Consider the following 23097-nt stretch of genomic DNA (forward strand, 5'->3'; position numbering starts at 1 on the left):
CCGTTGCCCGGAGTGCCTTGTGCCCGTGTTACTTCCCCCTGCCCTCGAACCGTTCCTCGACCTGCTGCGCTGCCCGACGTGCCGCACCCGTCTCCACCCCGACCACGGCGCACTGCGCTGCCCGGCGGGCCACACCTTCGACATCGCCCGCCATGGCTACGTCAGCCTCCTGACGGGCGCCCGCGCCACCAGCGGCGACGACGCGGACATGGCCCGGGCCCGGGACCGGTTCCTGTCCACCGGCAGGTACGAGCCCGTCCGCCAGGCCGTGGCCCGCCTGGTGGCCGACGCCGTGCCCGAGCAGGGCACGGTCGTGGACGTCGGATGCGGCACGGGCTACTACCTGGCCGGCGTACTCGACCGGCTGCCCGGCACCCGCGGTCTGGGCCTGGACACCTCGGTGCGCGCTCTGCGCTCAGCGGCCCGCGCCCATGAGCGAGCCGCCGCCGTGACCTGGGACGTCTTCCGTCCCTTCCCGCTGGCCGACGGGGTGGCCGACATCGTGCTGAACGTGTTCGCCCCGCGCAACCCGTCCGAGTTCCACCGGGTGTTGCGCCCGACCGGCCGGCTGGTCGTCGTGCGTCCTACCCGGCGGCACCTGGCCGAGCTGCGCGGCCAGGTGCCCGCGATGGTCACGATCGACCCGGCCAAGGAGCAGCGCCTGCACCGGGCGCTGGCCCCCTTCTTCGAGGCCGCCGATACCGAGCAGGTCGAGTACGCCACGTCCCTGACCAGGCTGGAGGCGCTCGACCTGGTGGGGATGACGCCGAGCGCACGCCACCTGAACCGTGCAGACCTGGACGATCACGTCCCCTTGCCACACCAGGTCACCGTCTCCTTGCTGGCCACCGCCTACCGGCCTCGGTGACCACGAGCGGGCGCGTGCGCGCCTGTTGACCGAGCGGGGCCTCGAAGGCGACCGCGGTCTCGAAAGCCGCTCGGCGGGTGGCCCGGCGCAGGGCCTTGAGGACGGTTGCGCCCAGGGTGACGGTCAGGACGACCGTGACCGCCGCCCGGCCGAGGTCCCAGCCGAGCGAGGTGGCGAGGCAGTACGCCAGGAAGCGGGCGAGGTTGGCGTCGACGCCGTCGTGCGGGTCGAAGGCGACGCTCGACGTCAGCGCGTCCATGAAGGGCCAGCCGGCCAGGTTCATGAGCGTGCCGTACGCGAAGGCCGCGACGCAGCCGTATACGGCGAGCATGAGCAACTCCCAACGGCCGCGCAGGCGGTCGGGGCCGGGCAGCAGTCCCGCGCCCATGGTGAACCACCCCATGCTGAGCATCTGGAACGGCATCCACGGCCCGACCCCGCCGGTGAGCAGCGCGGACGCGAACATGGTGACCGCCCCGAGCACGAACCCGAAGCCGGGGCCGAGAACTCTGCCGCTCAGGACCATCAGGAAGAACATCGGCTCGATCCCGGCCGTCCCCGCCCCGATCGGGCGCAACGCGGCCCCGGTCGCCGCCAGCACCCCGAGCATGGCCACGGCCTTCGCCCCGATCCCCGACTCGGAGATCGCCGCACCGACGACCCCGACCAGGAGCACGAGCAGCCCGGCGAAGAGCCAGGGTGCGTCCTGGGCGTGGGCGCTGATCTGCGAGGTGGGCCCGGCGAAGAGGGGCCAGGTGAAGGCGGCCAGGCCGATGGCGCTGACGAGGGTGAGGGCGGTGAGGGAGCGGGGGCCCAGGCGGATGGGGCGGGCTTGGGCCTGGGTCATTTTTCCGGCTCCTGGTCGGTGGCGTGCAGAGCAGCTCGTATCTGGGTGACCGTCAGCCACTTCTGCGGGGCCAGGATCTTGGCGATCTGTGGGGCGAAGGACGGGGACGCGACGACGACCTCGGCGGTGGGGCCGTCGGCCACGGTTTCGCCGTCGGCGAGGATGACGACGCGGTGCGAGAGTTCGGCTGCCAGTTCCACGTCGTGCGTGGCCAAAACGATCGCGTGCCCCTGGGACGCCAGCTCGCGCAGGACCGTGACCAGGCGCGACTTCGCCGCGTAGTCGAGGCCGCGGGTCGGTTCGTCCAGGAGGAGCAGCGGAGGGCGGGCCGTCAGGACGACCGCCAGGGCCAGGGCGAGCCGTTGGCCCTCCGAGAGGTCGCGGGGGTGGGTGCCGTCCGCGATCCCGGGGAGCAGCTCGGACACCAAGGTGCGGCATGTGCCCGGCTCCGCGCCGGCGTCGCAGTCGGCGGCCGCGCACTCGGCGGCCACCGTGTCCGCGTACAGCAGATCGCGGGGCTCCTGCGGTACGAGGCCGACCCGTCGCACGAGGTCACGGGGTGCCGTCCGGTGCGGTACGGCCCCGCCGACCCGTACGGATCCCGCCGCCGGTTCGACCAGCCCGACGAGCGCGCTGAGCAGCGTGGACTTGCCGGCGCCGTTCCGGCCCATGAGCGCGATGGTCTCGCCGGGGGCCACGGTCAGGGTGACGTCGTGGAGCGCCTCGATACGGCCTCGGCGGACGGTGAGGTTGTTGATCTCAGCAACTACGGCTGTTTCGGCGGGGGTTGGGATGGCGGTAGCGCGCTTGCGGAAGAGGCGGGAGCGGTGCTGTACGGGGCGGGGAGCGGGCGGCGGGGGTGTCGGGGCCGCGACTTCGGCCTTGTTCACTTCCTCGTACGCCACCCCCTCCAGCCGTTCCCCCAGCGCCCCCGCCCTCCGGCGCGCGTCGCGCACCGTCAGCGGCAGCGGGGACCACTCGGCGAGCCGGCCCAGGGCGACGACCGGCGGGTACACCGGTGAGACGGCCATGATCTCGGACGGCGTGCCGGGCACGAGCGGGGCGCCTGGGGACGGGAGAAGGGCGACCTGGTCCGCGTACTGGATGACGCGTTCGAGGCGGTGTTCGGCCATCAGGACCGTGGTGCCGAGGTCGTGGACGAGGCGCTGGAGGACGGCGAGGACCTCCTCCGCGGCGGCCGGGTCGAGTGCCGAAGTCGGCTCGTCGAGGACCAGGACGCTGGGGTGCGGGGTGAGGACCGAGCCGATCGCCACCCGCTGCCGCTGACCGCCCGACAGCGTGGCGATCGGACGCTCGCGGAGGTCCGCCAGGCCGAGCAGGTCAAGGGTCTCCTCGACGCGGCGGCGCATCACGTCCGGCCCCAGGCCCAACGACTCCATGCCGTACGCGAGTTCGTCCTCCACCGTGTCCGTGACGAAGTGCGCGAGCGGGTCCTGCCCCACCGTGCCGACAACATCGGCGAGTTCGCGCGGCTTGTGCGTACGTGTGTCGCGGCCGGCCACCGTCACCCGGCCGCGCAGGGTGCCGCCCGTGAAGTGCGGCACCAGCCCGCTCACCGCGCCCAGCACCGTCGACTTCCCGACCCCGGACGGACCGACGAGCAGCACCAACTCCCCTTCGGGAACGGTGAGATCGATGCCCTGGACGGTCGGCCCGGCCGCCCCGTCGTACGTCACGGAGACATCCTCGAAGCGGATCACGAAGGCTCCTTGGGGGCACGAAGGGCGGCAGGGGCATGTACGGGGGCGAGGGCTGGGGCGGGGGCTGGGGCGACGAAGGAAGGGACGAGGCCGAGCAGGATCGCGGCGGCCGGCCACAGGGGCAGGGTCGGGGACGCCAGGGGTACGACGCCGGGGTGCAGGGCAGCGGGGTCGTACGAGCCGTAGAGGATCAGCAGCGCGGCGACCCCCGCGCCGGACGCGGCGACCAGCCACGCACGGACGCCCCACACGTCCGGCCGGTAGCGCGTGCGCAGCGAGCGGCGGCCACCCAGCCACAGCCCGGCGAGGGCCGCGCCGACTCCGGCCAGCAGCACGGGCAGGCCGTAACCGCCGCCCTCCGCCGTGAGCAGTCCGTACGTTCCCGCGCAGACACCGACCAGGCCACCGAGGGTCAGGGCGGCGGTGGTGCGGCGGACCGCGGGCGCCACCTCGGCGGTGCGGCCGTATCCGCGCGCGTCCATCGCCGCCGCCAGCGCGACGGAACGCTCCAACGCGCCTTCCAGGACCGGGAGTCCGACCTGGAGCAGTCCGCGCATCCCGCTGTCGGGACGGCCGCGCAGACGGCGTGCGGCACGCAGACGCTGTACGTCCGCGATCAGGTTCGGCGCGAAGGTGAGCGCGACGACGACGGCGACTCCCGCCTCGTACAAGGCGCCCGGGAGGGACTTGAGGAGCCGGGCCGGGTTGGCGAGCGCGTTCGCCGCGCCGACACAGACGAGAAGCGTGGCCAGTTTCAGGCCGTCGTAGAGGGCGAAGACCAGGCCTTCCGCGGTGACGCGGCCGCCGACCCGGATGCCCTGCGCCCAGTGGGGGAGGGGGAGTTCGGGCAGCGTGACGAGGGTGTGGGTGCCGGGGACGGGCGAGCCGAGGAGGACGGCGAAGACGAGTCGGACGGCGAGTACGGCGAGCGCGAGTTTCACGAACGCGCCGTACGAGCGGGACCAGGGGGCATCGGTGCGACGAGCCGCCACCACATATCCGGCCACGCCGATGAGGAGCGCGAGGAGGAGGGGGTTCGTGGTGCGGGAGGCGGCGGTTCCGAGGCCGAGCGCCCAGAGCCACCAGGCGCCCGGGTGGAGGGCGTTGGAGCGGGTCGTCACCGGGGCGCGCAGCTGTCGCCGGGCGGTGCGGGGCGGCTGCTCGTTGCGGACCGACTGCTCGTTGCGGACCGACTGCGCCTTGCTCATCGACGCCCCTGTCAGCCGCGCCGCCGACGCGTCTGCCAGATCGCGGCAGCGCCCAGCACCGCCACGGCCCCGACGCCCGCTGCCAGACCCAGGGACGGCCCCTGATCGCCGGACTCGCCGTCGGCGCCCTGGTCATTGTGAGGCTCTGCGGAAGCAGTCGGATCGGCGGCAGCAGTCAGGTCGGCGGAAGCCGTCGGCTCGGTGGCCGAGGCCCGCTCGCCGCAACCGGTGCGCGGGTAGCCCGAGATGGCGCAGAGCAGGGCGTTGGTGTCGTAGCGCAGCGGCTTCGCGACGGCGGCGAGCGCGTCCGCCGCCGTGGCGTCCTCCGGGACTCGGGCGCAGGCCGTACGCGGGCGAGGCGGCGTCTCGCCGGACGGAGCGTCCGCGCCCGTCCCGAAGTCGAGGACGAGGGCGACCCGTTTCACGCCGTCCCGCGCGGGAGTCCGCTCGCAGATCGTCGCGAAGTCCGCGCTCCCGCGCGGCTTCGCGGAGTCCTGAGAGTCCTCGCTCACCGAGAACCGGAACCCCTGTACGTCACCGTCCGAGGGCCGCACGATCGACGGCCCCTGGGTCGCGTACACCCACTTGCCGCCGTCGAACTCCCAGAAGGACCAGTACCGGTAGCCGGCCGCGTCCGCCTGCGCCGGCCCCGCCGCCGTACCGAGCACGGCGAGCAGGACGCCGAGGACCACCAGGACCTTGCGGGTCACGGCTGCTGCTTCTTGTTGCGGCCGCTGATCAGGAACCCGACGCCGATGCCGCCGACCAGGCCGACACCGATGATCCACCAGAGGCTGACCCCGCCGTCCTCGTCGTCGTTCTGCTTCGTCTTGTCGCCCTTGTCGCCCTTGTCGGCGGGGCCGGCGGAGGCATCGGAGGCCTGCCCCGCCGGCCCGGTCGCCCCGAGCTGCTTGACCAGGTCCGCGCCGCCGAAGTCGCGTGGATCCGTACCGGTCGCGTGTGCCGCGAAGATCAGCTGGGCGTACGCGGCCGGGCCGCTCTTCGCCGCCCAGGTGCCGGAGTTCTTCTCCAGCCAGGCGAGCGGCTTCCCGGCCTCGGACGTACGGCCCGCTGCGGCGAGCGCGACGACCGCGTCGGCGGTGTTGCCGTGGTCGGGCTGGTCCTCGGCGCCGGCGAGCGCGGACTTCAGATAGCCGTTCTTGGCGAGAGCACCGGTGAGGTAGGCGGCACCGTTCGCTGCCGCGTCCTGACGCGTGAAGGAGTCACCGCCCTCGCACTTGGAACCCTTCGACGCGTCGTCCCCGGCCTTGTCCCCGGCCTGTGTCACCAGTCCCTTGCCGAGCGAGCCGAGCAACCCTGCCGTCGTGGCGTCGGCATTCGCGGCCAACCGGCCCTTCTTGTCCGGCTGGAAGGCGAAGGCGCCGCCGCCGTCCTCGTCGCACGGGACGGAGAGCGCGAGCAGTGCGTCGTACGGTGTCTTCTCGTCCTTCGACGGCACGTCATCGGGGTCGATGTCCGCGGCTTCCAGGGCGCCGATCACCACGGACGTCGAGTTCGTGTCGCTGGCCCCGCCCGGGGCGTACCCCCAGCCTCCGTCCTCGTTCTGCACGGACTTCAGCCACTTCACGGCGGCGCTGGTCACCGAATCGTGCCCGCCGAGCGCCTCCAGGGCCTGCACCGCGGCGGCCGTGCTGTTGGTGTCGACCATCGTCTTGGCGCCGCACCGCGCGCTCGCGTCGGCGCGGTACGGCGCGAACGCCCCGTTCGCGCAACTCTGACCGGTGAGCCAGTCGACGGCCTTCGCGGCGGGCTTCACACCCACGGTGTGCTGGGCCAGCAGCGCGAGCGACTGCCGCCAGACTCCGTCGTACGTCGGGTCGGTGCTGCCGAACAGACCGGAAGGGAACGCCTGAGACGCGGACGCGGACGGGGATACGGAGGGGGACTCGTCGGCGAGGGCGGCCGGCGCGCACACCGTACCGATCACGGCGGTGGCGGCCAGTAAGGCGGCGCTGCGGCGAACAATCATGATCGGCGGGTGCCTCTCTGTGCTCACGGAGAGCCGGGCAGCCCAGAGCCCCGGGCGGCTCGGCCCCGTATGCCTCGACGGTGCCGGTCACCGGCGGTCTCCGGTGACGCGAGCCGGTCACGTTCCACACGGGGCATTCCGGCTCACCGCCCACGGCCTGTGTCTGGTGTCTGAGGGCGATTCACGATTGGGGTCTCCCCTGCTCGAGCGGAGTCGAGAGCTTGGGGAAGGGTCAGCGCCGGATTTGCACCGGCTTCCCCCCGTACGAGTGTGATGACGACCTCCTCACTGTACCGGCCCGTAGCAAGACGCTGAGGTCCGGCCCGGCGGCCCCGGCTCACCCGGCCCGGTAGCTTCGACGCATGCGACGTCACCTACAGTCCGGCCGCCGGCTCGGCTCCGGCCGTACGGCGGATGTGTACGCGCTCGACGACGAGGCATGGGTGCTGCGCCGCTACCGCGACGGATACGGGGACGCGCCGGCCGAGGCGGCTGTCATGGAGTACGTACGAGGACACGGCTATCCGGTGCCGAAGGCCAGGGCGACGTCCCGCTCGGACCTGGTGATGGAGCGGCTGTCCGGCCCGACCATGATCGAGGCGCTGGCAGCGGGCGAACTCGAAGCCCAGGAGGCGGGAACGACGCTCGCGCGGCTGCTGGGCAGCCTGCACTCGATCCCGCCCCGCTGCCACTCGGCCGACCCCGCCACCCGCGTCCTGCACCTCGATCTGCACCCGGAGAACGTGATCCTCACGCCGGACGGCCCCGCGGTGATCGACTGGGACAACACGGAGGAGGGCTCGCCCGGCCTCGACTGGGGCATGTCCGCCGTCATCCTGGCCCAGGTCGCCACCGCCACCGACGACCCTCGCGCACCGCTGGCCCACGACATCCTGGCCGCCCTGCTCGACGGCTGTCCCGATCCGTCCCTCCTGACGGACGACCGGCACGGAGGCCTCGCACCGGCGAGAGCGCGCCGCGCGGCCGACCCGACGATGAGCCCGCACGAGGTCGAACTCCTGAGCACCGCCGAGGATTTGATCCGTACGCTGCTGAAGTCCACTCACTGACGCGGCGTCGGACCTCCGAAGGGCAGGTGGAGGGTCCGGGAGGCGAGCAGCCAGGTGTCGCCGACTCTGCGGAACGTGTCCTCGTAGTTTCCGACCTGCACCGGGGCCCGGGCCGGGGTCATGCCGCCGGTGTGGCCGTCGACGCGGTACGTCGCGAAGTACGAGGTGGCCGTGGCCGTGGTCGGCGAGTCCACGGTGACGAGGACGTTGGCCATCATGCGTCGGGAGAGGCGGTCCGCGGGGCGCGAACCGAAGTACGTCCGCAGGGCGTCCCGCCCCTCGACGAGCCGCTCGCCCTCGGGCCACTCCCAGGTGCCGTCCTCCGTGAACAGCTCGGCCACTGTGGCGGGTTCACCGAGATCGAGGCGGCGGACGAAGTCCAGGATGACGCGTTCACAGGCGCGCTCGGCGAGCAGCTGATCGAGTGGGTCCATGGGGGACAGGTATCAGTTCCGCGGCCGGAGTCTCACCCGCTTTTCATTTGTGCGGACGAGAGCGAAGGCTCTGATGACGTGCGGCGGCGATCAGGCGGACACGGCCCTGTACGTCACCGGATCGCTCCCCGTCACCGCCTCCGCGCGCCCCAGCTTCACCAGCCGTCGCAGGTGGGCCTCGGCCTCCGAGACCGCGATGTTCCGTGAGCCGTAGGGGATCTGCTCCCAGGGCCGGTTCCACTCCATGCGTTCGGCGAGCTGCCAGGGGGTGAGCGCGGTGGTGAGGAGGGAGAGAAGCCCGGTCAGCCGGGCCTCGTGATGGGCGAGCAACTCCCGTACGCGGGACGGCGCGTCGGTGAACGGATGCTGATGCGCCGGCAGGACCTCGGCGGGGGCCAGGCGTCCGACGCGCTCCAGGGAGTCGAGGTAGTCGCCGAGCGGGTCGGTGACGGTGGCGTCGTCCGGGTCCTCGTACAGGCCGATGTGCGGCGTGATCTCGGGGAGGAGGTGGTCGCCCGAGAACAGGCGGCCGCTGCCGGGGAGTTGCGCCGGATGCTCCTCCTCCAGGTGGAGGCAGACATGGCCCGGCGTGTGACCCGGCGTCCAGATCGCGCGGAGGCGACGGCCCGCGAGGTCGAGGAGTTCGCCGGGGACGATCTCGCGGTCGGGGAGGGCGGAGTTCAGGCCCGGCATCGTCCGCGTCCGTCCCGATGCGCGGGCCGCGAGCAGCGGCGCCACGTGCGCGTCGGGGGCCCCGGCGGCCCGGAGTTTCTCGGCCATGTAGCCGTACCAGCGCTCCTGCCGGGTCTCGCGGCTGCGGCGCACGATCGAGGCGTCGGCGGCGTGCATCGCGATCCACGCGCCGGAGGCCTCACGGACCTTGCCGGACAGGCCGTGGTGGTCGGGATGGTGGTGGGTGATGACCACACCGTGGATCTCCGCGACCGAAGTGCCGCACGCCTCCAGGCCGTTGACCAGCGTGTCCCAGGATTCCGGGTCGTCCCACCCCGTGTCGACGAGGACCGGACCGCGGTCGGTGTCGAGGAGATGGACGAGAGTGTGCCCGAGCGGATTGTCCGGGATGGGGACCTTCAGGGAGCGGACGCCTCCGCCGTGGTCGGTCACCTGTGTCATGGATTCCCCATCCCCGCCCGCGAGTGCGGGCACCTTCGGGCGTGTGGCGGTAGCGCGTGGCACACGGCGCATGGCGCTGTGGCCCATGGCGCATGGCCATTGCTCACTATAACTAGAACTGGTATCAGTTCCCCGTACGTATCTGAAACAGTGTCAGGAAGTGGGAACGCCCGGCTCCCAGGAGGCAGTCGCTCATGACCGAGCTCGTGGAACACGGACAGCTGTTCATCGGCGGGGAGTTGACGGACCCCCTGGGCAAGGACGTCATCGAGGTGATCTCGCCGCACACGGAGGACGTCATCGGGAGGGTGCCGCACGCCTCGACGGCCGACGTCGACCGGGCGGTCGCGGCCGCGCGCACGGCGTTCGACGAAGGCCCCTGGCCACGTATGACCCTGGACGAGCGGATCGAGGTCGTCACCCGGATCAAGGACACGATCGCCGTACGCCACGAGGAGATCGCCCGCGTCATCTCCTCCGAGAACGGGTCGCCGTACTCCTGGAGCGTCCTCGCGCAGGCGCTCGGCGCGATGATGGTGTGGGACGCGGCGATCACGGTCGCGCGGGACTACCCGTACGAGGAGACCCGCGACGGAGTGCTTGGGCGCATCCTCGTCCGGCGTGAACCCGTGGGCGTCGTCGCGGCCGTAGCTCCCTGGAACGTCCCGCAGTTCGTGGCGGCGGCCAAGCTCGCCCCCGCGCTGCTCGCCGGCTGCACGGTCGTCCTGAAACCCTCGCCCGAGTCGCCCCTGGACGCGTACATCCTCGGCGAGATCGCGAAGGAGGCGGGACTGCCGGAGGGCGTGCTGTCGATCCTGCCGGCCGACCGCGAGGTGAGCGAGTACCTGGTCGGGCATCCCGGCATCGACAAGGTGTCCTTCACGGGCTCGGTGGCGGCCGGCAAACGCGTGATGGAGGTCGCCTCCCGCAATCTCACCCGGGTGACACTGGAACTGGGCGGCAAGTCGGCGGCCGTGGTGCTCCCGGACGCCGACCTCGAGACGTCCGTGCCGGGCATCGTCTCGGCGGCCTGGATGAACAACGGCCAGGCGTGCGTCGCCCAGACCCGCATCCTGCTCCCGCGCTCCCGCTACGACGAGTTCGCGGACGCCTTCACGACGGCGGCGGCCGCGCTGGTGGTGGGCGACCCGCTGGACCCGGCGACCCAGGTGGGCCCGCTGGTGGCCCGGCGGCAGCAGCAGCGCAACCTCGACTACATCCGCATCGGCCAGGAGGAAGGCGCCAAAGTCCTCACCGGCGGGGGCCGTCCGGCCGGGCTCGACCGCGGCTGGTACATCGAGCCGACGCTCTTCGGTGACGTCGACAACTCCATGCGGATCGCCCGCGAGGAGATCTTCGGCCCGGTGATCTGTCTGCTGCCGTACGGCGACGAAGACGAGGCCGTGAAGATCGCGAACGACTCCGACTACGGCCTGAGCGGCAGCGTCTGGACGGCGGACGTGGCGCACGGCATCGACGTGGCCCGCCGGGTGCGCACCGGCACGTACTCCGTCAACACCTTCAGCCTGGACATGCTCGGCCCCTTCGGCGGCTACAAGAACTCGGGCCTGGGGCGGGAGTTCGGCCCCGAGGGATACGGCGAGTACCTGGAGCACAAGATGATCCACCTGCCCGCCGGCTGGGAGGCGTAGGCATGGGTGACCGCTGGCACATCGAGGTCGACCGCTCTGTCTGCATCGGTTCGTCCCAGTGCGTCAACCAAGCCCCGAACGCCTTCCGCCTCGACACCTCCAGGCAGGCCCACCCCGTCGACCCGGAGACCGACGCCAACGAGAAGACCCTGGAGGCGGCGGAGGGCTGCCCGGTGGAGGCCATCGTGATCACCTTGCTGGGGTCGGGAGAGGTGGTGTTCCCGCCCGAGGAGTGAGGACTTCCGTCCTCCGGCCCCGCGAGGGGCCGGAGCTCCCGTCCGGTGAGTGGCGCGCGGAGCCTGTGCGAGACTCCGCCTCACGACTGCGGGCGCGTGACCCGTGGTGGCCGGGACGCGGGGGCGGAGATGCGCGGAGTGGTGCTGACGGCGGGTGCCGTGGTGGCGGCCGTACTGCTGGTGGGGTGCGGTGGAGGGGCCGGTGACGGCGCCTCGGAGCCGCCCCGCCCGAGCGGCGGTGGCGCGTCCGCCAGTCCGGTGGAGGAGTCGACGCTGAGCCGCCGCACGGTGCGGCGCGATGTGTGGGCGGCAGCCGCCGCGGGCGGATTCGGCGATATCGACGACCGCGGCGGGACACCCGCACCCTGCCGGCTGATCGCCGCCGTGCGAACCGATGACGAACCGGAGCCGGCGGCCCTCGCGAAGGTGGTGGCCGAGCTGAAGGACCGGGGCTGGGAACAGGTGTTCCGCAAGGCGGAGGACGACGGAGCCGTCACCTGGTTCTTGAAAAGGGCGAACTGGGGCACGTACGTCATCACGAGGACCGCCTCCGAGCAGGAGTCCGGCGGACCGGCGTTCTCGTTCTCCGGAGTGCGACTCGATTGCCCCAGTGGCGCGGCTACCGCGTCTCCCTGACCTCCGTCAGGTCGATCAAGCGGCACACCGTCTCGATGTCGATCTTGACCTGGGCGATGGAGGCGCGGCCGGAGAGCCAGGTGATGAGGGCCGAGTGCCAGGTGTGTTCGATGACGCGGACCGCGGAGAGCTGGGCCGGGGTGGGGTCGTCCAGGCCCATCGCGTCCAGGATGATCGCCGTGGTCTGACGGGAGACCTGGTCCACCTCCGGGCTGACGCTGCGGTCCGCGAACGTCAGGGCGCGGACCATGGCGTCGGCGAGGTGCGGCTCCCGCTGCAGGGCGCGGAAGGCCCGCATCAGGGTCTCGGCGACGCGCTCCGCCGCCGTCTCACCGGCCGGTGGCTTCTTGCGCAGGGTGCCGTGCATGTGCGCGAGCTGGTCCTGCATCGTGGCGACCAGCAGATGCACCTTCGACGGGAAGTACCGGTACAGCGTGCCGAGCGCCACCTGCGAGGACTCCGCGACCTCGCGCATCTGCACCGCGTCGAACCCGCCCCGGCTGGCCAGTTGCGCGCTCGCGTGCAGGATGCGCCGTCGCCGGGCCTCCTGACGTTCGGTCAGCGGCGGGGAGGCCGGCGGCACGGCTCGTGCCGCCGGGGGCGCGTCCTTCGCCGCAGTTTCGGCCGCAGTCTTGGCTTCCGCAGGCATGTGTCCCGTTCCGTGACGTTCGTGAGGGCGGGTCGATGGGGAGGGGTGGGCGAGAGACAGCAGACTAGGGCCTTGCCGTGGCGTGAATCACCTGATCCACCGCTCACAGGAGAGCTACCTGCCGGTAGATTCAGACCCTCCGAACGATCAAGTCTGAAACTTGTTCTAGGTTAGCGTCCCGAAGTAATCTCCCGGGAAAGTGCTGGAAGAAGGGGTGCCTGGAGTGACCGCTGAGGCCATGGAGGCGGGCCCCGAGGAGGGCTCGGTCGAAGACGGCGACCGACCACTGCGCATCGCGCTCCTCACCTACAAAGGGAACCCTTTCTGCGGCGGCCAGGGCGTCTACGTACGGCACCTCTCGCGCGAGCTCGCCCGCCTCGGCCACCAGGTCGAGGTCATCGGATCCCAGCCCTACCCCGTGCTCGACGAAGGCGAGGGACTCCACGGGCTGAGCCTCACCGAGCTGCCCAGCCTCGACCTGTACCGCCACCCGGACCCCTTTCGCACCCCGAGGCCCGGCGAGTTCCGCGACTGGATCGACGCCCTCGAGGTCGGCACGATGTGGACCGGCGGCTTCCCCGAGCCGCTGACCTTCTCGCTGCGCGCCCGCCGCCATCTCCGCGCCCGCCGCGGCGATTTCGACGTCGTGCACGACAACCAGACGCTCGGCTACGGCCTGCTCGGCGACGTGGGCGCGCCGCTCGTCACGACGGTCCACCACCCCATCACCGTGGACCGGCAGTTGGAGCTCGACGCGGCGAAGGGCCGGCGCCGACGGGCCTCCGTACGCCGCTGGTACGCGTTCACGCGCATGCAGAAGCGGGTCGCGCGCCGCCTCCCCTCCATACTCACCGTCTCCGGCACCTCCCGTCAGGAGATCGTCGACCACCTCGGCGTACGCGACGACCGCGTTCACGTCGTGCACATCGGCGCCGACACCGACCTCTTCTCGCCGGATCCGTCCGTGCCGCAGGTTCCCGGGCGGATCGTCACGACCTCCAGCGCGGACGTGCCCCTGAAGGGACTCGTCTTCCTCGTCGAGGCGCTCGCCAAGGTGCGCACCGAGCACCCCGCCGCCCACCTCGTCGTCGTCGGCAAACGCGCCGAGGACGGACCGGTCGCCCAGGCGATCGAGCGGTACGGGCTCGAAGGCGCCGTCGAGTTCGTGAAAGGCATCACCGACGCGGAGCTGGTAGACCTCGTACGGTCCGCCGAAGTCGCCTGCGTGCCCTCCCTGTACGAAGGGTTCTCGCTGCCCGCCGCCGAGGCGATGGCGACCGGGACACCGCTCGTGGCCACGACCGGCGGGGCGATCCCGGAGGTCGCCGGGACGGACGGCGAGACGTGTCTGGCGGTCCCGCCCGGCGATGCCGGGGCGCTGGCCGCAGCGCTGAGCAGGGTGCTCGGTGACCCCGGGCTGCGGGTGCGGCTCGGCGCCGCCGGGCGCGCGCGGGTGCTGGAGCGGTTCACCTGGGCCCGGGCCGCCGAGGGCACCGTCGCCAGATACCGTGAGGCGATCGGCCGCTCCGCGGCGCGTACCGACCTCCCCCGCCCTCGGCTGAGCCCGCGTGGGCAGACCCCCGTCACGGACCAGGATCCCGGTCGCTCCGCGGTCCCGGCAGACACCTATCGCGAAAGCAGGGCCACGTGCTGACCGTCGACTTCTCCCGGTTCCCGCTCGCCCCGGGCGACCGCGTGCTGGACCTCGGATGCGGGGCCGGCCGGCACGCGTTCGAGTGCTACCGGCGCGGGGCGCACGTCGTGGCGCTGGACCAGAACGGCGAGGAGATCCGCGAGGTCGCCAAGTGGTTCGCCGCGATGAAGGAGGCGGGCGAGGCTCCCGAGGGCGCCACCGCCACCGCCATGGAGGGCGACGCGCTCCAACTCCCCTTCCCCGACGAGTCCTTCGACGTCGTGATCATCTCCGAGGTCATGGAGCACATCCCCGACGACAAGGGCGTACTCGCCGAGATGGTGCGGGTGCTCAAGCCCGGCGGACGCATCGCGGTCACCGTCCCGCGCTATGGCCCCGAGAAGGTCTGCTGGGCGCTGTCCGACGCCTACCACGAGGTCGAGGGCGGCCACATCCGCATCTACAAGGGCGAGGAACTGCTCGGCAGGATGCGCGAGGCGGGGCTGAAGCCGTACGGCACGCATCACGCCCACGCCCTGCACAGCCCCTACTGGTGGCTGAAGTGCGCGTTCGGCGTCGACAACGACAAGGCGCTGCCGGTGCGGGCGTACCACAAGCTGCTGGTCTGGGACATCATGAAGAAGCCGCTCGCCACCCGGGTCGCCGAGCAGGCGCTGAACCCGCTGATCGGCAAGAGTTTCGTGGCGTACGCGACCAAGCCGCACCTGCCCGTCGAGACCGCCTCGGTGGACGCTCCGTGACGACGCCCCGGACCGAACACCTCGTCCTGACCGGGGTGCTCACGGCGGAGCAGGCCGCCGAGACCATCCGGGGCATCCTCGCCGTCCAGCGCGCGGACGGCGCCATACCGTGGTTCCGCGGACACCATCTCGACCCGTGGGACCACACCGAGGCCGCCATGGCACTCGACGCCGCCGGAGAACACGAGGCCGCCGAGCGCGCGTACGTGTGGCTGGCCCGGCACCAGAACGAGGACGGCTCCTGGTACGCCGCGTATGCCGACGGAGACGCCGCCGACGTCACCGACCGCGGCCGGGAGACCAACTTCTGCGCGTACGTCGCCGTCGGCGCCTGGCACCACTATCTGGCGACCGGCGACGACACCTTCCTCGACGCCATGTGGCCGACCGTCTACGCCGCGATCGAGTTCGTGCTCCGGCTCCAGCAGCCCGGCGGACAGATCGGCTGGAAGCGCGAGGACGACGGGAGCGACGTCAAGGACGCGCTGCTGACCGGGAGTTCGTCCATCCACCACGCCCTGCGCTGCGCGCTCGCCATCGCCGAGCAGCGCGAAGAACCGCAGCCCGACTGGGAGTTGGCGGTCGGCGCGCTGCGGCACGCGATACGACGCCACCCCGAACGGTTCCTCGACAAGCGCCGCTACTCGATGGACTGGTACTACCCCGTGCTGGGCGGGGCGTTGACGGACGCCGAGGCGAAGGAGCGGATCGAGACGGACTGGGACCGCTTCGTGGTCCCGGGACTCGGCGTACGGTGCGTCGTGCCCAACCCGTGGGTCACGGGCGGCGAGTCCGCCGAACTCGCCCTGGCGCTCTGGGCCGTGGGCGAGTCCGACCGGGCCCTGGACATCCTCCAGTCGATCCAGCACCTGCGGGATCCGCGGACCGGCCTCTACTGGACGGGCTACGTCTTCGAGGGAGAACCCGCCGTCTGGCCCGAGGAACTGACCTCCTGGACCGCCGGTTCGCTGCTCCTCGCCGTCGCCGCACTGGGCGGCGACGAGGCCACCTGTGCGGTGTTCAGCGGGGAGCGGCTGCCGAGAGGGCTCGACGCGGAGTGCTGTTAGTGCTGTCCCGCGTAACGCTGTCTCCGCGCCCGGCTCAGTGACGGTGCATACGGTTGGCGACCGCGTGCCCCACGAAGAGGTACACGACGGCGGCCAGACCGTACCCGGCGACCACGCGGGCCCAACTCTCGTCGAAGGTGAACAAGTCATGTGACCAGCCGGCGAGCCACTGGGCCGCGTCATGGATGAACTGCACGAAGTCGTTCGCCTGGTTCGCGTCCAGCAGGTACATCAGGATCCACAGTCCGAGGATGACGGCCATGATGTCGGCGACGATCGCGATGACCCTGCCCGCTTGGTTGGTGCTGTTGCGATAAAGAGGGCTCATGTCCACCGAGTAGCCCTTGAATCCGGGATGAAACCGCCCCGGACACGGGCGGCGTCAGGCCGAGGCGTGGATCATCTCGTCACACGCGCCAGGGCACCCCGTCGACCGCCGCGATGTCGCCGTCGGCGAGAAGCGCGAACAGTCGCAGCGTCTCCGCGCGGCTGACCTCGCGCAACTCACCGGGGGCCGCTGTCGAATCCTCGGTGTTCTCCCAGACCAACAGGCCGTCGGCGAAAGCGCTGAGGCACTACCCGCTCTCATGGGTCAGTGAGATGTCCGGATGTTCGTCGTCAGCCTCCGTGAGACCGTCAGTTGAGTTCGGCCAGGACCCGCAGCGTGTGCCGGTCGGAGGACAGGACCAGCAGGTCGGTGACCGGGCCCTTGCGCCACAACTCCAGCCGCTCCGCGATCCGTTCTCGCGGTCCGACCAGGGAGATCTCGTCGGCGAAGGCGTCGGGGACGGCGAGTACGGCCTCTTCGCGGCGGCCCGCGAGGAACAGGTCCTGGATGCGGCGCGCCTCCTCCTCGAAGCCCATACGGGCCATCAGGTCGGCGTGGAAGTTGCGGGCGGCGTGGCCCATGCCGCCGATGTAGAAGCCGAGCATCGCCTTCACCGGGAGCAGACCCTCCGCGACGTCGTCGCAGACGCGGGCCTGGGCCAGGGGCGCGATGAGGAAGTCGTCGCGCACCTCGGCCAGCGACGCCTCGTACACGTCGGGGCGCAGCGGTGACCAGTACAGCGGCAGCCAGCCGTCCGCGATCCGGGTCGTCTGCGCGATGTTCTTCGGGCCCTCGGCACCGAGGAGGATCGGCAGATCGGCGCGCAGGGGGTGTGTGATGGGTTTGAGCGGTTTGCCGAGCCCCGTTCCGTCCGGGCCTCGGTACGGGTGGGAGTGGAACCGGCCGTCCAGCTCCACGGGGGCCTCGCGCCTGAGGACTTGCCGCACGACATCGACGTACTCCCGGGTCGCGGTGAGCGGCGACTTCGGGAACGGACGCCCGTACCAGCCCTCGACGACCTGCGGGCCGGACAACCCGAGGCCGAGCATCACGCGCCCGCCGGAGAGATGGTCGAGGGTGAGCGCGTGCATGGCGGTCGTGGTGGGGGAGCGGGCGGCCATCTGCGCGACGGCCGTGCCGAGTCTGATCCGGGACGTCCGGGCCGCGATCCAGGTCAGCGGGGTGAAGACGTCGGAGCCCCAGGACTCGGCGGTCCACACGGAGTCGTAGCCGAGGCGCTCCGCCTCCTGTGCCAGGGGGACATGGTCCGCCGAGGGGCCGCGTCCCCAGTAGCCGAGGGCGAGTCCGAGCCGCATGTCCTGCCTCCTGACGGTCTGTCAGCCAGGAGGGTGACTGTACGACAACGGCCCCTCGCCCGGAAGGGCGAGGGGCCGTGCGGGTGCGTGGTGCGTCAGCCGCGCTGGATGCCGCTCGTGTCCTGCAGTACGCCGCGACGGCCGTCCTGCGTCTGGGCCACCAGGCCGGGGCCGCGCTGCTCGACGGCCAAGTACCAGGTACCCGGAGCCAGTTCGGCGATCGGCGTCGGCGAGCCGTCCTCCGCGTACAGCGGACGCGGCACCGGCACGGCGAACCAGAACGGCGAGAAGTCCCCGGCGGGCTGCTGCGCCTGCGGGGCCTGCGCCTGCTGCGGCTGCGGCTGACCGGGCTGGGCGCCGAACGGCTGGCCCTGCTGCGGATGACCGCCGTAGGCGGGCTGGCCCGGCTGCTGCTGGGCGCCCGGGTAGCCGTAACCACCCTGCGGCTGACCGCCGTACGGCTGGGGGGCGGGGGGCTTGGGGGCGCCGATGAGGGCGGCCTGGAGGGCCGGCACGAGCGGGGTGGCGATCGCGGCGGCGGCGAGGACGAGGGCGCCGATCAGGCTGAGGATGAGACCGGTGCCGGCGTCGACACCGCCGTCCGAGCCCGAACCGATGTTGTCGATGCCGCCGACCGGGTCGAAGACGTTTCCGAGTGCACTCCACGCGGCGAACACCGTGAAGGCGATGCCGAACTGGCCGAGGTCGAGACCGGCGACCTTCGGAACCTGCGGCAGGCCGCGGGCGACGACGATCAGCGCGGCGCCGATGATGCCGGCCAGGGTGACGCTCAGGAGGAGCGGGCCATTGCCCCAGGCGTTCGGGATGTCGGCGCTGTCGCCGACCCCTTCGACGGAGTAGATCTCGAGGAACGAGGCGATGAACAGCAACACCGCTGCTCCGATCACCACGCCGTCGCCTCGAGTGAGAGAGCGGATATTCACTTCAGGTCCTTCATCAGTCGTCGTCTCGTCTTGGGTGGAGGCGTCGCTGTCACCATGTCGCCGTCTGGCCGCGGTGTGAAGCGCGGGGGTGGCCCCCTCATCGTAGGGATGACACTATCGTCCGCCAGACACGGGTGTGTGGCCGGATCCGTGCGCCGATCACTACCCGTGCAGGAAACTCACGATTCCCTCAGAGATTCCTTGCGCCGCCTTCTGCCTCCACGCGCCGCTGGTCAACAGCGCGGCGTCCTTGCTGTCGCGCATGTTGCCGCACTCGATGAACACCTTGGGAACCGTTGACAGATTGAGACCGCCGAGGTCCGTGCGTACGTCGAGGCCGGTGCCGTCGCCGATGTAGTTGGACGGCGCGCTGCCGGTGGCGCGGACGAAGTTGCCCGCGATGCGCTCACCGAGTTCGCGGGACGGGGCGACGATCGTGCGGGTGTCCGCGTCGCCGGCATGCACCGAGCCCGGCAGGATCACATGGAAGCCGCGGTTGCCGGCCGCCGAGCCGTCCGCGTGGATCGAGACCACGGCGTCCGCGTCCGCCTTGTTGCCGATCCGGGCCCGCTCGTCGACACACGGCCCCCAGGCCCGGCCGCCGTCCTGTGTGAACTTCACCGTGGCGCCCTGCTTTTCGAGCAGCGTACGCAGACGGCGCGAGACGTCGAGCGTGAACCGGGCTTCCGTGTAGCCGGAGTTGGTGGACGCGCCCGTCGTGTCGCACTCCTTCGAGTTCGTGCCGATGTCGACCTTGCGATTGATTTCGGCCGTGTGCTGGAAGTTGCCGGGGTTGTGGCCCGGGTCGATGACGACGACTTTGCCCTTGAGGGGGCCGGAGGCGGCGGGACGCGAGCCCGAGGGGGAGGGCGATGCGTCCGGTGTGCCGGGCTCTTTGTTGTCGTTCGGCTGCGAGGTGCCGGATGAGGCGGGCTCGCTCGACGAAGGCGACGACGCCCGCGGGGACGGCGCCACCGACCTGTCCGTCCCACCCCCGCCGGAGTCTCCCACCGACTGCCACACGAGCCACCCCACCAACGCACCTGGCACCAGCGCGGCGACAGCCACGGTCAGCAGCCCGCGCCGGGAGCGGCGCGGCGGGCGGGGCGGGTCGAAGTCCGGACCTACATACGACACGTGCGCCACCCTATCGATGGCGTCCCTTTCCTCGCTTTCCGCCGCTCGACATCGCGGGACGCGCTCCGCGCGCGGGCCGACTCCCCGCGCCGTACCGTGGGACGGTGAGCCGCTCCACCACCCCGCCCGTGGGCCGTATCAGCTCACCGGATGAGGCCCGGACCGACTACGCCGGTGCCGTGTACGGCTCGCTTCTGGCCGCCTCCGTTCTGGCCACCGCCACCACATTGGGTGAATATCCGCGCCTCGAACTCGTGCTGGTCCTGCTCGTCACGGGCCTGGTGTTCTGGGCTGCGCACGTCTACGCGCGCCTCACGGGCGAACGTCCGGTGGGCCGGCCCTGGAGGCGGGGCGAGATCCGCCGGGTCGCCCTGCACGAGTGGCCGATCGTCCAGGCCGCGGCCCTGCCCGCCGCGATGGTCGCCGTCAGTCCCCTCCTGGGACTCGATCTGAACGCGACCGAATGGCTGGCCCTGGGGGCCGCCGTGGCGCAGCAGGTCTTCTGGGCGTCCCTGGGCGCCGCCCGCGCGGGTGCTCGCCGCGGTCAGATGATCGCCGAGGGGGCCGTCAATCTGCTCCTCGGCCTGATCATCGTGGCCGCCAAAGCCGCTCTGAGCCACTGAGTGCCTCGTGCGATCCCAGTAGCGCGGTGCGGTTGCTCGCGCCGGCCGAACGGCTCGGTGTGCCATGGGGGTTCCAGCCGCCGATGTCTGCGGCCCGGCCGGCGGGCGGCCGATGACGCGGACGGGGCGGCGTACGCCGACGCGGTGTCGGAGTACGCCGCCCCGGTCGGGACGAGTTGCGGGAGGCGGGCCCGCGCTGTCATGGCGGTTACTTCGGGTCGCGGTTGAACTTCGAGGCCGACCAGAAGTAGCCGAGCACCGCGAGCGCCAGGCACCAGGCGACCGCGATCCACCCGTTGTGGCCGATCTCGCTGCCGAGCAGCAGCCCGCGCAGGGTCTCGATGGCGGGCGTGAACGGCTGGTACTCGGCGATCGGCTGGAACCAGCCCGGCATCGCGTCGACCGGGACGAAGGTGCTGGAGAGGAGCGGCAGCAGGATCATCGGCATCGCGTTGTTGCCGGCGGCCTCGGCGTTCGGGCTGATCAGGCCCATGCCGACCGCGACCCAGGTGAGCGCCATGGCGAAGAACACGAGCAGCCCGAACGCCGCCAGCCACTCCAGGACCGTGGCGTCCGTGGATCTGAAGCCGATGGCCACGGCGATGGCGCCCACGAGGACCACGCTCATGACCGCCTGCAGCACGCTGCCGATGACGTGCCCGATGATCACGGAGCCGCGGTGGATCGCCATCGTGCGGAAGCGGGCGATGATGCCCTCGGTCATGTCGTTGCAGACGGAGACCGCGGTCCCGACCACGGTGCCTCCGATGGTCATCATCAGGATGCCCGGCACGATGTAGGCGATGTACTCGGAGCGGTCGGCGCCGCCGCCGCCGATGCCCGCGCTCATCACGTCGCCGAAGATGTAGACGAAGAGCAACAGCAGCATGACCGGGGTGAACAGCAGGTTCAGGGTGAGGGACGGGTAGCGCCGCGCGTGCAGGAGGTTGCGGCGCAGCATCGTGGACGAGTCGCGCACGGCGAGGGAGAGGGAGCTCATCGTCGGACAGCCTCCTTGGGCTGGCTGGGCTGACTGGGCAGGCTGGACTGGCCGGGCTGCGGGTCGGTGCCGGTCAGGGCGAAGAACACGTCGTCGAGGTCGGGGGTGTGCACGGTCAGTTCGTCGGCCTCGATGCCGGCGGAGTCCAGCTGGTCGAGGATGGAGCGCAGCTCGCGCTGGCTGCCGTCGCTGGGGATCTGCAGCGACAGGGCCTCGTCGTCCCGGGAGGCCTCGCGCAGGGCGGAGGCGGCGTCCTGGTACGCGGCCGGGTCGGAGAAGCGGAGCCGCACGTGTCCGCCCGGGATCAGCCGCTTGAGCTCCTCCGCGGTGCCCTGGGCGGCGATCTTGCCGTCGTTGAGCACGGCGATACGGTCGGCGAGCTCATCTGCCTCCTCCAGGTACTGGGTGGTGAGGAAGACGGTGACGCCGTCGGAGACGAGCTCGCGGATGATCTGCCACATGTTGTGGCGGCTGCGGGGGTCGAGGCCGGTGGTGGGCTCGTCGAGGAAGATGATCCGCGGGTTGCCGACCAGGGTCATGGCGATGTCGAGGCGGCGCTTCATGCCGCCGGAGTAGGTGGAGGCGGGCTTCTTCGCGGCCTCGACCAGGTCGAAGCGCTCCAGCAACTCGGCGGCGACCCGCCGCCCCTCGCGCTTGGACAGGTGGTGCAGGTCCGCCATGAGGAGCATGTTCTCCTCGCCGGTGATCAGGCCGTCGACGGCGGAGAACTGCCCGGTGACGCCGATCGCGGCGCGGACCGCCTGCGCGTCGGCGGTGAGGTCGTGGCCGCCGACGTGGATCTCGCCGGAGGCGGGGTCGGGGGAGAGGAGCGTGGAGAGGATCTTGACGGCGGTGGTCTTGCCGGCGCCGTTCGGGCCGAGCAGGGCGAAGATCGTTCCTTCGGGGACGGTCAGGTCGACGCCGTCGAGCACGACCTTGTCGCCGTAGGACTTGCGCAGCCCGTCCGCCGCGATGGCCGGGTTCGTCATGGTGGGTGCTCCTCGGAGGTTGCGGGTCAGAGGCTGTGGGCGGTGATGTCGCCGTAGCTGGTGGTGGCGTGGATATTCAGGTCGGCGTCGGCGCCGTCGGTGTTCTTGAGCGCGTTGTGGACCCGGCCAAGCGAGGTGCCGGCGTCCAGGGAGGCGGAGACTCCGCGGGCGGCGCCGACTGAGATCTGGCCCTGCTGGGTGCGCAGCGTGACCGTGCCGTGCACGGCCTCGTCGATGCGGATGTCGCCCTGCTGGGTGCTGATCTCCGCGGGTCCGCCCAGGCGGCCGACCGAGACGTCCCCGGCCAGGGCGGCCAGGCGGGCGCCTGCGGTCTCGTCGAGCTTGACCTGGCCGTGGGCGCCGTCGATGGCGACGTCGCCGAGCCGGCCGACCCCCCGGAACTCGGCGCCGGCCGACTTCGCCTCGATGCGGGAGCCGGCGGGCAGCTGGACGGTCACCTCGACCGAGCCGGACGGGCCCAGGACCCGGTTCTTCGTCGCCGCCGTGGCCGTGATCCGCAGGGTGCCGTCGGCGTATTCGACCGTGGTCTGCTCGGCCAGCTTCACATCCCGACCCTTGGAGGGGTCCGCGGGCAGGACCTCGACCGTGGTGTCGGCCCGGTCGGCGGCGATGAACTGGATGCGTCCCGCCTGGATGTCGAGGACGGCGGCGATCGGGGCGGGGGTGTCGAACTTGTACATCGTGTTCTCCTTCAGCTCGTTGTTTCGAACGATGGAAAAGCTACGTTGCATTCAAAGATCCCGCAACGAACTCGTTGCGCATAAGCAGCGTCATTGCAGCTCAAGCCTAGGAAATCGTTGCAACGGCTTTGAATTTAATGCAACAAAAGTCAT

At 71.4% G+C, this 23097-nt stretch carries 25 protein-coding genes; 9 read left to right on the forward strand and 16 right to left on the reverse strand.

Annotated features, from left to right (window positions below; translation table 11 throughout):
* Positions 1-19 precede the first annotated feature (19 nt).
* Positions 20-868: a putative RNA methyltransferase gene (locus FGD71_RS34065; RefSeq protein ID WP_162931304.1), complete on the forward strand. Its 849-nt coding sequence runs from the start codon at positions 20-22 to the stop codon at positions 866-868.
* Here the strand turns inward: FGD71_RS34065 and FGD71_RS34070 are convergent.
* Genes FGD71_RS34070 through FGD71_RS34090 form a run of 5 tightly spaced genes read right to left on the reverse strand, consistent with a single transcriptional unit; the run spans position 828 to position 6634 of the window.
* Entirely contained in the window at positions 828-1715 is an 888-nt protein-coding gene (locus tag FGD71_RS34070; RefSeq protein ID WP_119104440.1) for an ECF transporter S component, read from the reverse strand. The two genes, FGD71_RS34065 and FGD71_RS34070, sit on opposite strands and share 41 nt — an antisense overlap.
* Positions 1712-3436 carry an ABC transporter ATP-binding protein gene (locus tag FGD71_RS34075; RefSeq protein ID WP_119104441.1) on the reverse strand — a complete coding sequence of 575 codons (1725 nt, stop codon included), beginning with the start codon at positions 3434-3436 and terminating at the stop codon, positions 1712-1714. The genes FGD71_RS34070 and FGD71_RS34075 overlap by 4 nt, the downstream gene beginning before the upstream one ends.
* Entirely contained in the window at positions 3433-4644 is a 1212-nt protein-coding gene (locus tag FGD71_RS34080; RefSeq protein ID WP_119104442.1) for an energy-coupling factor transporter transmembrane component T, read from the reverse strand. The genes FGD71_RS34075 and FGD71_RS34080 overlap by 4 nt, the downstream gene beginning before the upstream one ends.
* 11 nt (positions 4645-4655) lie before the next feature.
* Positions 4656-5354: an SCO2322 family protein gene (locus FGD71_RS34085; RefSeq protein ID WP_162931305.1), complete on the reverse strand. Its 699-nt coding sequence runs from the start codon at positions 5352-5354 to the stop codon at positions 4656-4658.
* Complete coding sequence (locus FGD71_RS34090) at positions 5351-6634, reverse strand: SCO2321 family membrane protein (protein ID WP_119104443.1); 1284 nt, start codon at positions 6632-6634, stop codon at positions 5351-5353. Before FGD71_RS34090 ends, FGD71_RS34085 begins: the two co-directional genes overlap by 4 nt.
* Before the next feature lie 362 nt (positions 6635-6996).
* Between FGD71_RS34090 and FGD71_RS34095 the strand changes: the two genes are divergently transcribed.
* The gene (locus FGD71_RS34095; RefSeq protein ID WP_119104444.1) at positions 6997-7704 is read left to right on the forward strand and encodes a phosphotransferase; all 708 of its coding nucleotides are present in this window, start codon (positions 6997-6999) and stop codon (positions 7702-7704) included.
* Here FGD71_RS34095 and FGD71_RS34100 read toward each other — a convergent pair.
* Entirely contained in the window at positions 7698-8138 is a 441-nt protein-coding gene (locus tag FGD71_RS34100) for a nuclear transport factor 2 family protein (protein ID WP_119104445.1), read from the reverse strand. The two genes, FGD71_RS34095 and FGD71_RS34100, sit on opposite strands and share 7 nt — an antisense overlap.
* Before the next feature lie 90 nt (positions 8139-8228).
* Entirely contained in the window at positions 8229-9272 is a 1044-nt protein-coding gene (locus tag FGD71_RS34105; protein WP_119104446.1) for a Strvi_7410 family MBL fold metallo-hydrolase, read from the reverse strand.
* 194 nt (positions 9273-9466) lie between these two features.
* Here FGD71_RS34105 and FGD71_RS34110 point away from each other — a divergent pair, with 194 nt between their 5' ends.
* The 3 genes from FGD71_RS34110 (at position 9467) to FGD71_RS34120 (ending at position 11796) form a co-directional block, all read left to right on the forward strand.
* Positions 9467-10924: an aldehyde dehydrogenase gene (locus tag FGD71_RS34110; protein WP_119104447.1), complete on the forward strand. Its 1458-nt coding sequence runs from the start codon at positions 9467-9469 to the stop codon at positions 10922-10924.
* A 2-nt stretch (positions 10925-10926) separates the two neighbouring features.
* Positions 10927-11160 carry a ferredoxin gene (locus FGD71_RS34115; RefSeq protein ID WP_119104448.1) on the forward strand — a complete coding sequence of 78 codons (234 nt, stop codon included), beginning with the start codon at positions 10927-10929 and terminating at the stop codon, positions 11158-11160.
* Between the two features lie 96 nt (positions 11161-11256).
* Complete coding sequence (locus tag FGD71_RS34120) at positions 11257-11796, forward strand: hypothetical protein (protein WP_140936007.1); 540 nt, start codon at positions 11257-11259, stop codon at positions 11794-11796.
* Here the strand turns inward: FGD71_RS34120 and FGD71_RS34125 are convergent.
* Positions 11780-12445: a TetR family transcriptional regulator gene (locus FGD71_RS34125; protein WP_119104450.1), complete on the reverse strand. Its 666-nt coding sequence runs from the start codon at positions 12443-12445 to the stop codon at positions 11780-11782. The genes FGD71_RS34120 and FGD71_RS34125 overlap by 17 nt on opposite strands.
* A gap of 223 nt (positions 12446-12668) precedes the next feature.
* Here FGD71_RS34125 and FGD71_RS34130 point away from each other — a divergent pair, with 223 nt between their 5' ends.
* From FGD71_RS34130 to FGD71_RS34140, 3 genes are read left to right on the forward strand one after another with little or no spacing between them, the layout of a single operon-like run.
* Entirely contained in the window at positions 12669-14099 is a 1431-nt protein-coding gene (locus FGD71_RS34130; protein ID WP_240436896.1) for a glycosyltransferase family 4 protein, read from the forward strand.
* Positions 14093-14839, forward strand: a complete 747-nt coding sequence (locus tag FGD71_RS34135; protein ID WP_119104452.1) for a class I SAM-dependent methyltransferase — start codon at positions 14093-14095, stop codon at positions 14837-14839. Before FGD71_RS34130 ends, FGD71_RS34135 begins: the two co-directional genes overlap by 7 nt.
* A complete protein-coding gene (locus FGD71_RS34140) occupies positions 14836-15906 on the forward strand; it encodes a prenyltransferase/squalene oxidase repeat-containing protein (protein WP_119104453.1) in 1071 nt (356 codons plus the stop codon). The genes FGD71_RS34135 and FGD71_RS34140 overlap by 4 nt, the downstream gene beginning before the upstream one ends.
* A gap of 34 nt (positions 15907-15940) precedes the next feature.
* Here the strand turns inward: FGD71_RS34140 and FGD71_RS34145 are convergent, their stop codons facing one another.
* The 5 genes from FGD71_RS34145 to FGD71_RS34160 all read right to left on the reverse strand — a co-directional run bounded on the left by FGD71_RS34145 (position 15941) and on the right by FGD71_RS34160 (position 19631).
* A complete protein-coding gene (locus tag FGD71_RS34145; protein WP_119104474.1) occupies positions 15941-16234 on the reverse strand; it encodes a hypothetical protein in 294 nt (97 codons plus the stop codon).
* A 79-nt stretch (positions 16235-16313) separates the two neighbouring features.
* The gene (locus tag FGD71_RS47650) at positions 16314-16454 is read right to left on the reverse strand and encodes a hypothetical protein (RefSeq protein WP_162931306.1); all 141 of its coding nucleotides are present in this window, start codon (positions 16452-16454) and stop codon (positions 16314-16316) included.
* An 88-nt stretch (positions 16455-16542) separates the two neighbouring features.
* Positions 16543-17550, reverse strand: coding sequence for an LLM class F420-dependent oxidoreductase (locus FGD71_RS34150; RefSeq protein ID WP_119104454.1), 1008 nt, complete (start codon positions 17548-17550; stop codon positions 16543-16545).
* Positions 17551-17645: 95 nt separating this feature from the next.
* On the reverse strand, positions 17646-18494 hold the full coding sequence (locus FGD71_RS34155; RefSeq protein WP_119104455.1) for a hypothetical protein: 849 nt from the start codon (positions 18492-18494) through the stop codon (positions 17646-17648).
* Between the two features lie 162 nt (positions 18495-18656).
* Positions 18657-19631, reverse strand: a complete 975-nt coding sequence (locus FGD71_RS34160) for an N-acetylmuramoyl-L-alanine amidase (protein ID WP_119104475.1) — start codon at positions 19629-19631, stop codon at positions 18657-18659.
* Positions 19632-19735: 104 nt separating this feature from the next.
* On the opposite strand from FGD71_RS34160, the gene FGD71_RS34165 reads away from it, so the two are divergent.
* Entirely contained in the window at positions 19736-20254 is a 519-nt protein-coding gene (locus FGD71_RS34165; protein WP_240436897.1) for a hypothetical protein, read from the forward strand.
* 208 nt (positions 20255-20462) lie between these two features.
* Here the strand turns inward: FGD71_RS34165 and FGD71_RS34170 are convergent, their stop codons facing one another.
* From FGD71_RS34170 to FGD71_RS34180, 3 genes are read right to left on the reverse strand one after another with little or no spacing between them, the layout of a single operon-like run.
* Positions 20463-21254, reverse strand: a complete 792-nt coding sequence (locus FGD71_RS34170; RefSeq protein WP_119104457.1) for an ABC transporter permease — start codon at positions 21252-21254, stop codon at positions 20463-20465.
* On the reverse strand, positions 21251-22243 hold the full coding sequence (locus tag FGD71_RS34175) for an ATP-binding cassette domain-containing protein (protein ID WP_119104458.1): 993 nt from the start codon (positions 22241-22243) through the stop codon (positions 21251-21253). Before FGD71_RS34175 ends, FGD71_RS34170 begins: the two co-directional genes overlap by 4 nt.
* A gap of 26 nt (positions 22244-22269) precedes the next feature.
* Positions 22270-22944: a DUF4097 family beta strand repeat-containing protein gene (locus FGD71_RS34180; RefSeq protein ID WP_119104459.1), complete on the reverse strand. Its 675-nt coding sequence runs from the start codon at positions 22942-22944 to the stop codon at positions 22270-22272.
* Positions 22945-23097 lie beyond the last annotated feature (153 nt).

It is taken from the genome of Streptomyces sporangiiformans (genome assembly GCF_005768555.2).
Lineage (GTDB): Bacteria > Actinomycetota > Actinomycetes > Streptomycetales > Streptomycetaceae > Streptomyces > Streptomyces sporangiiformans.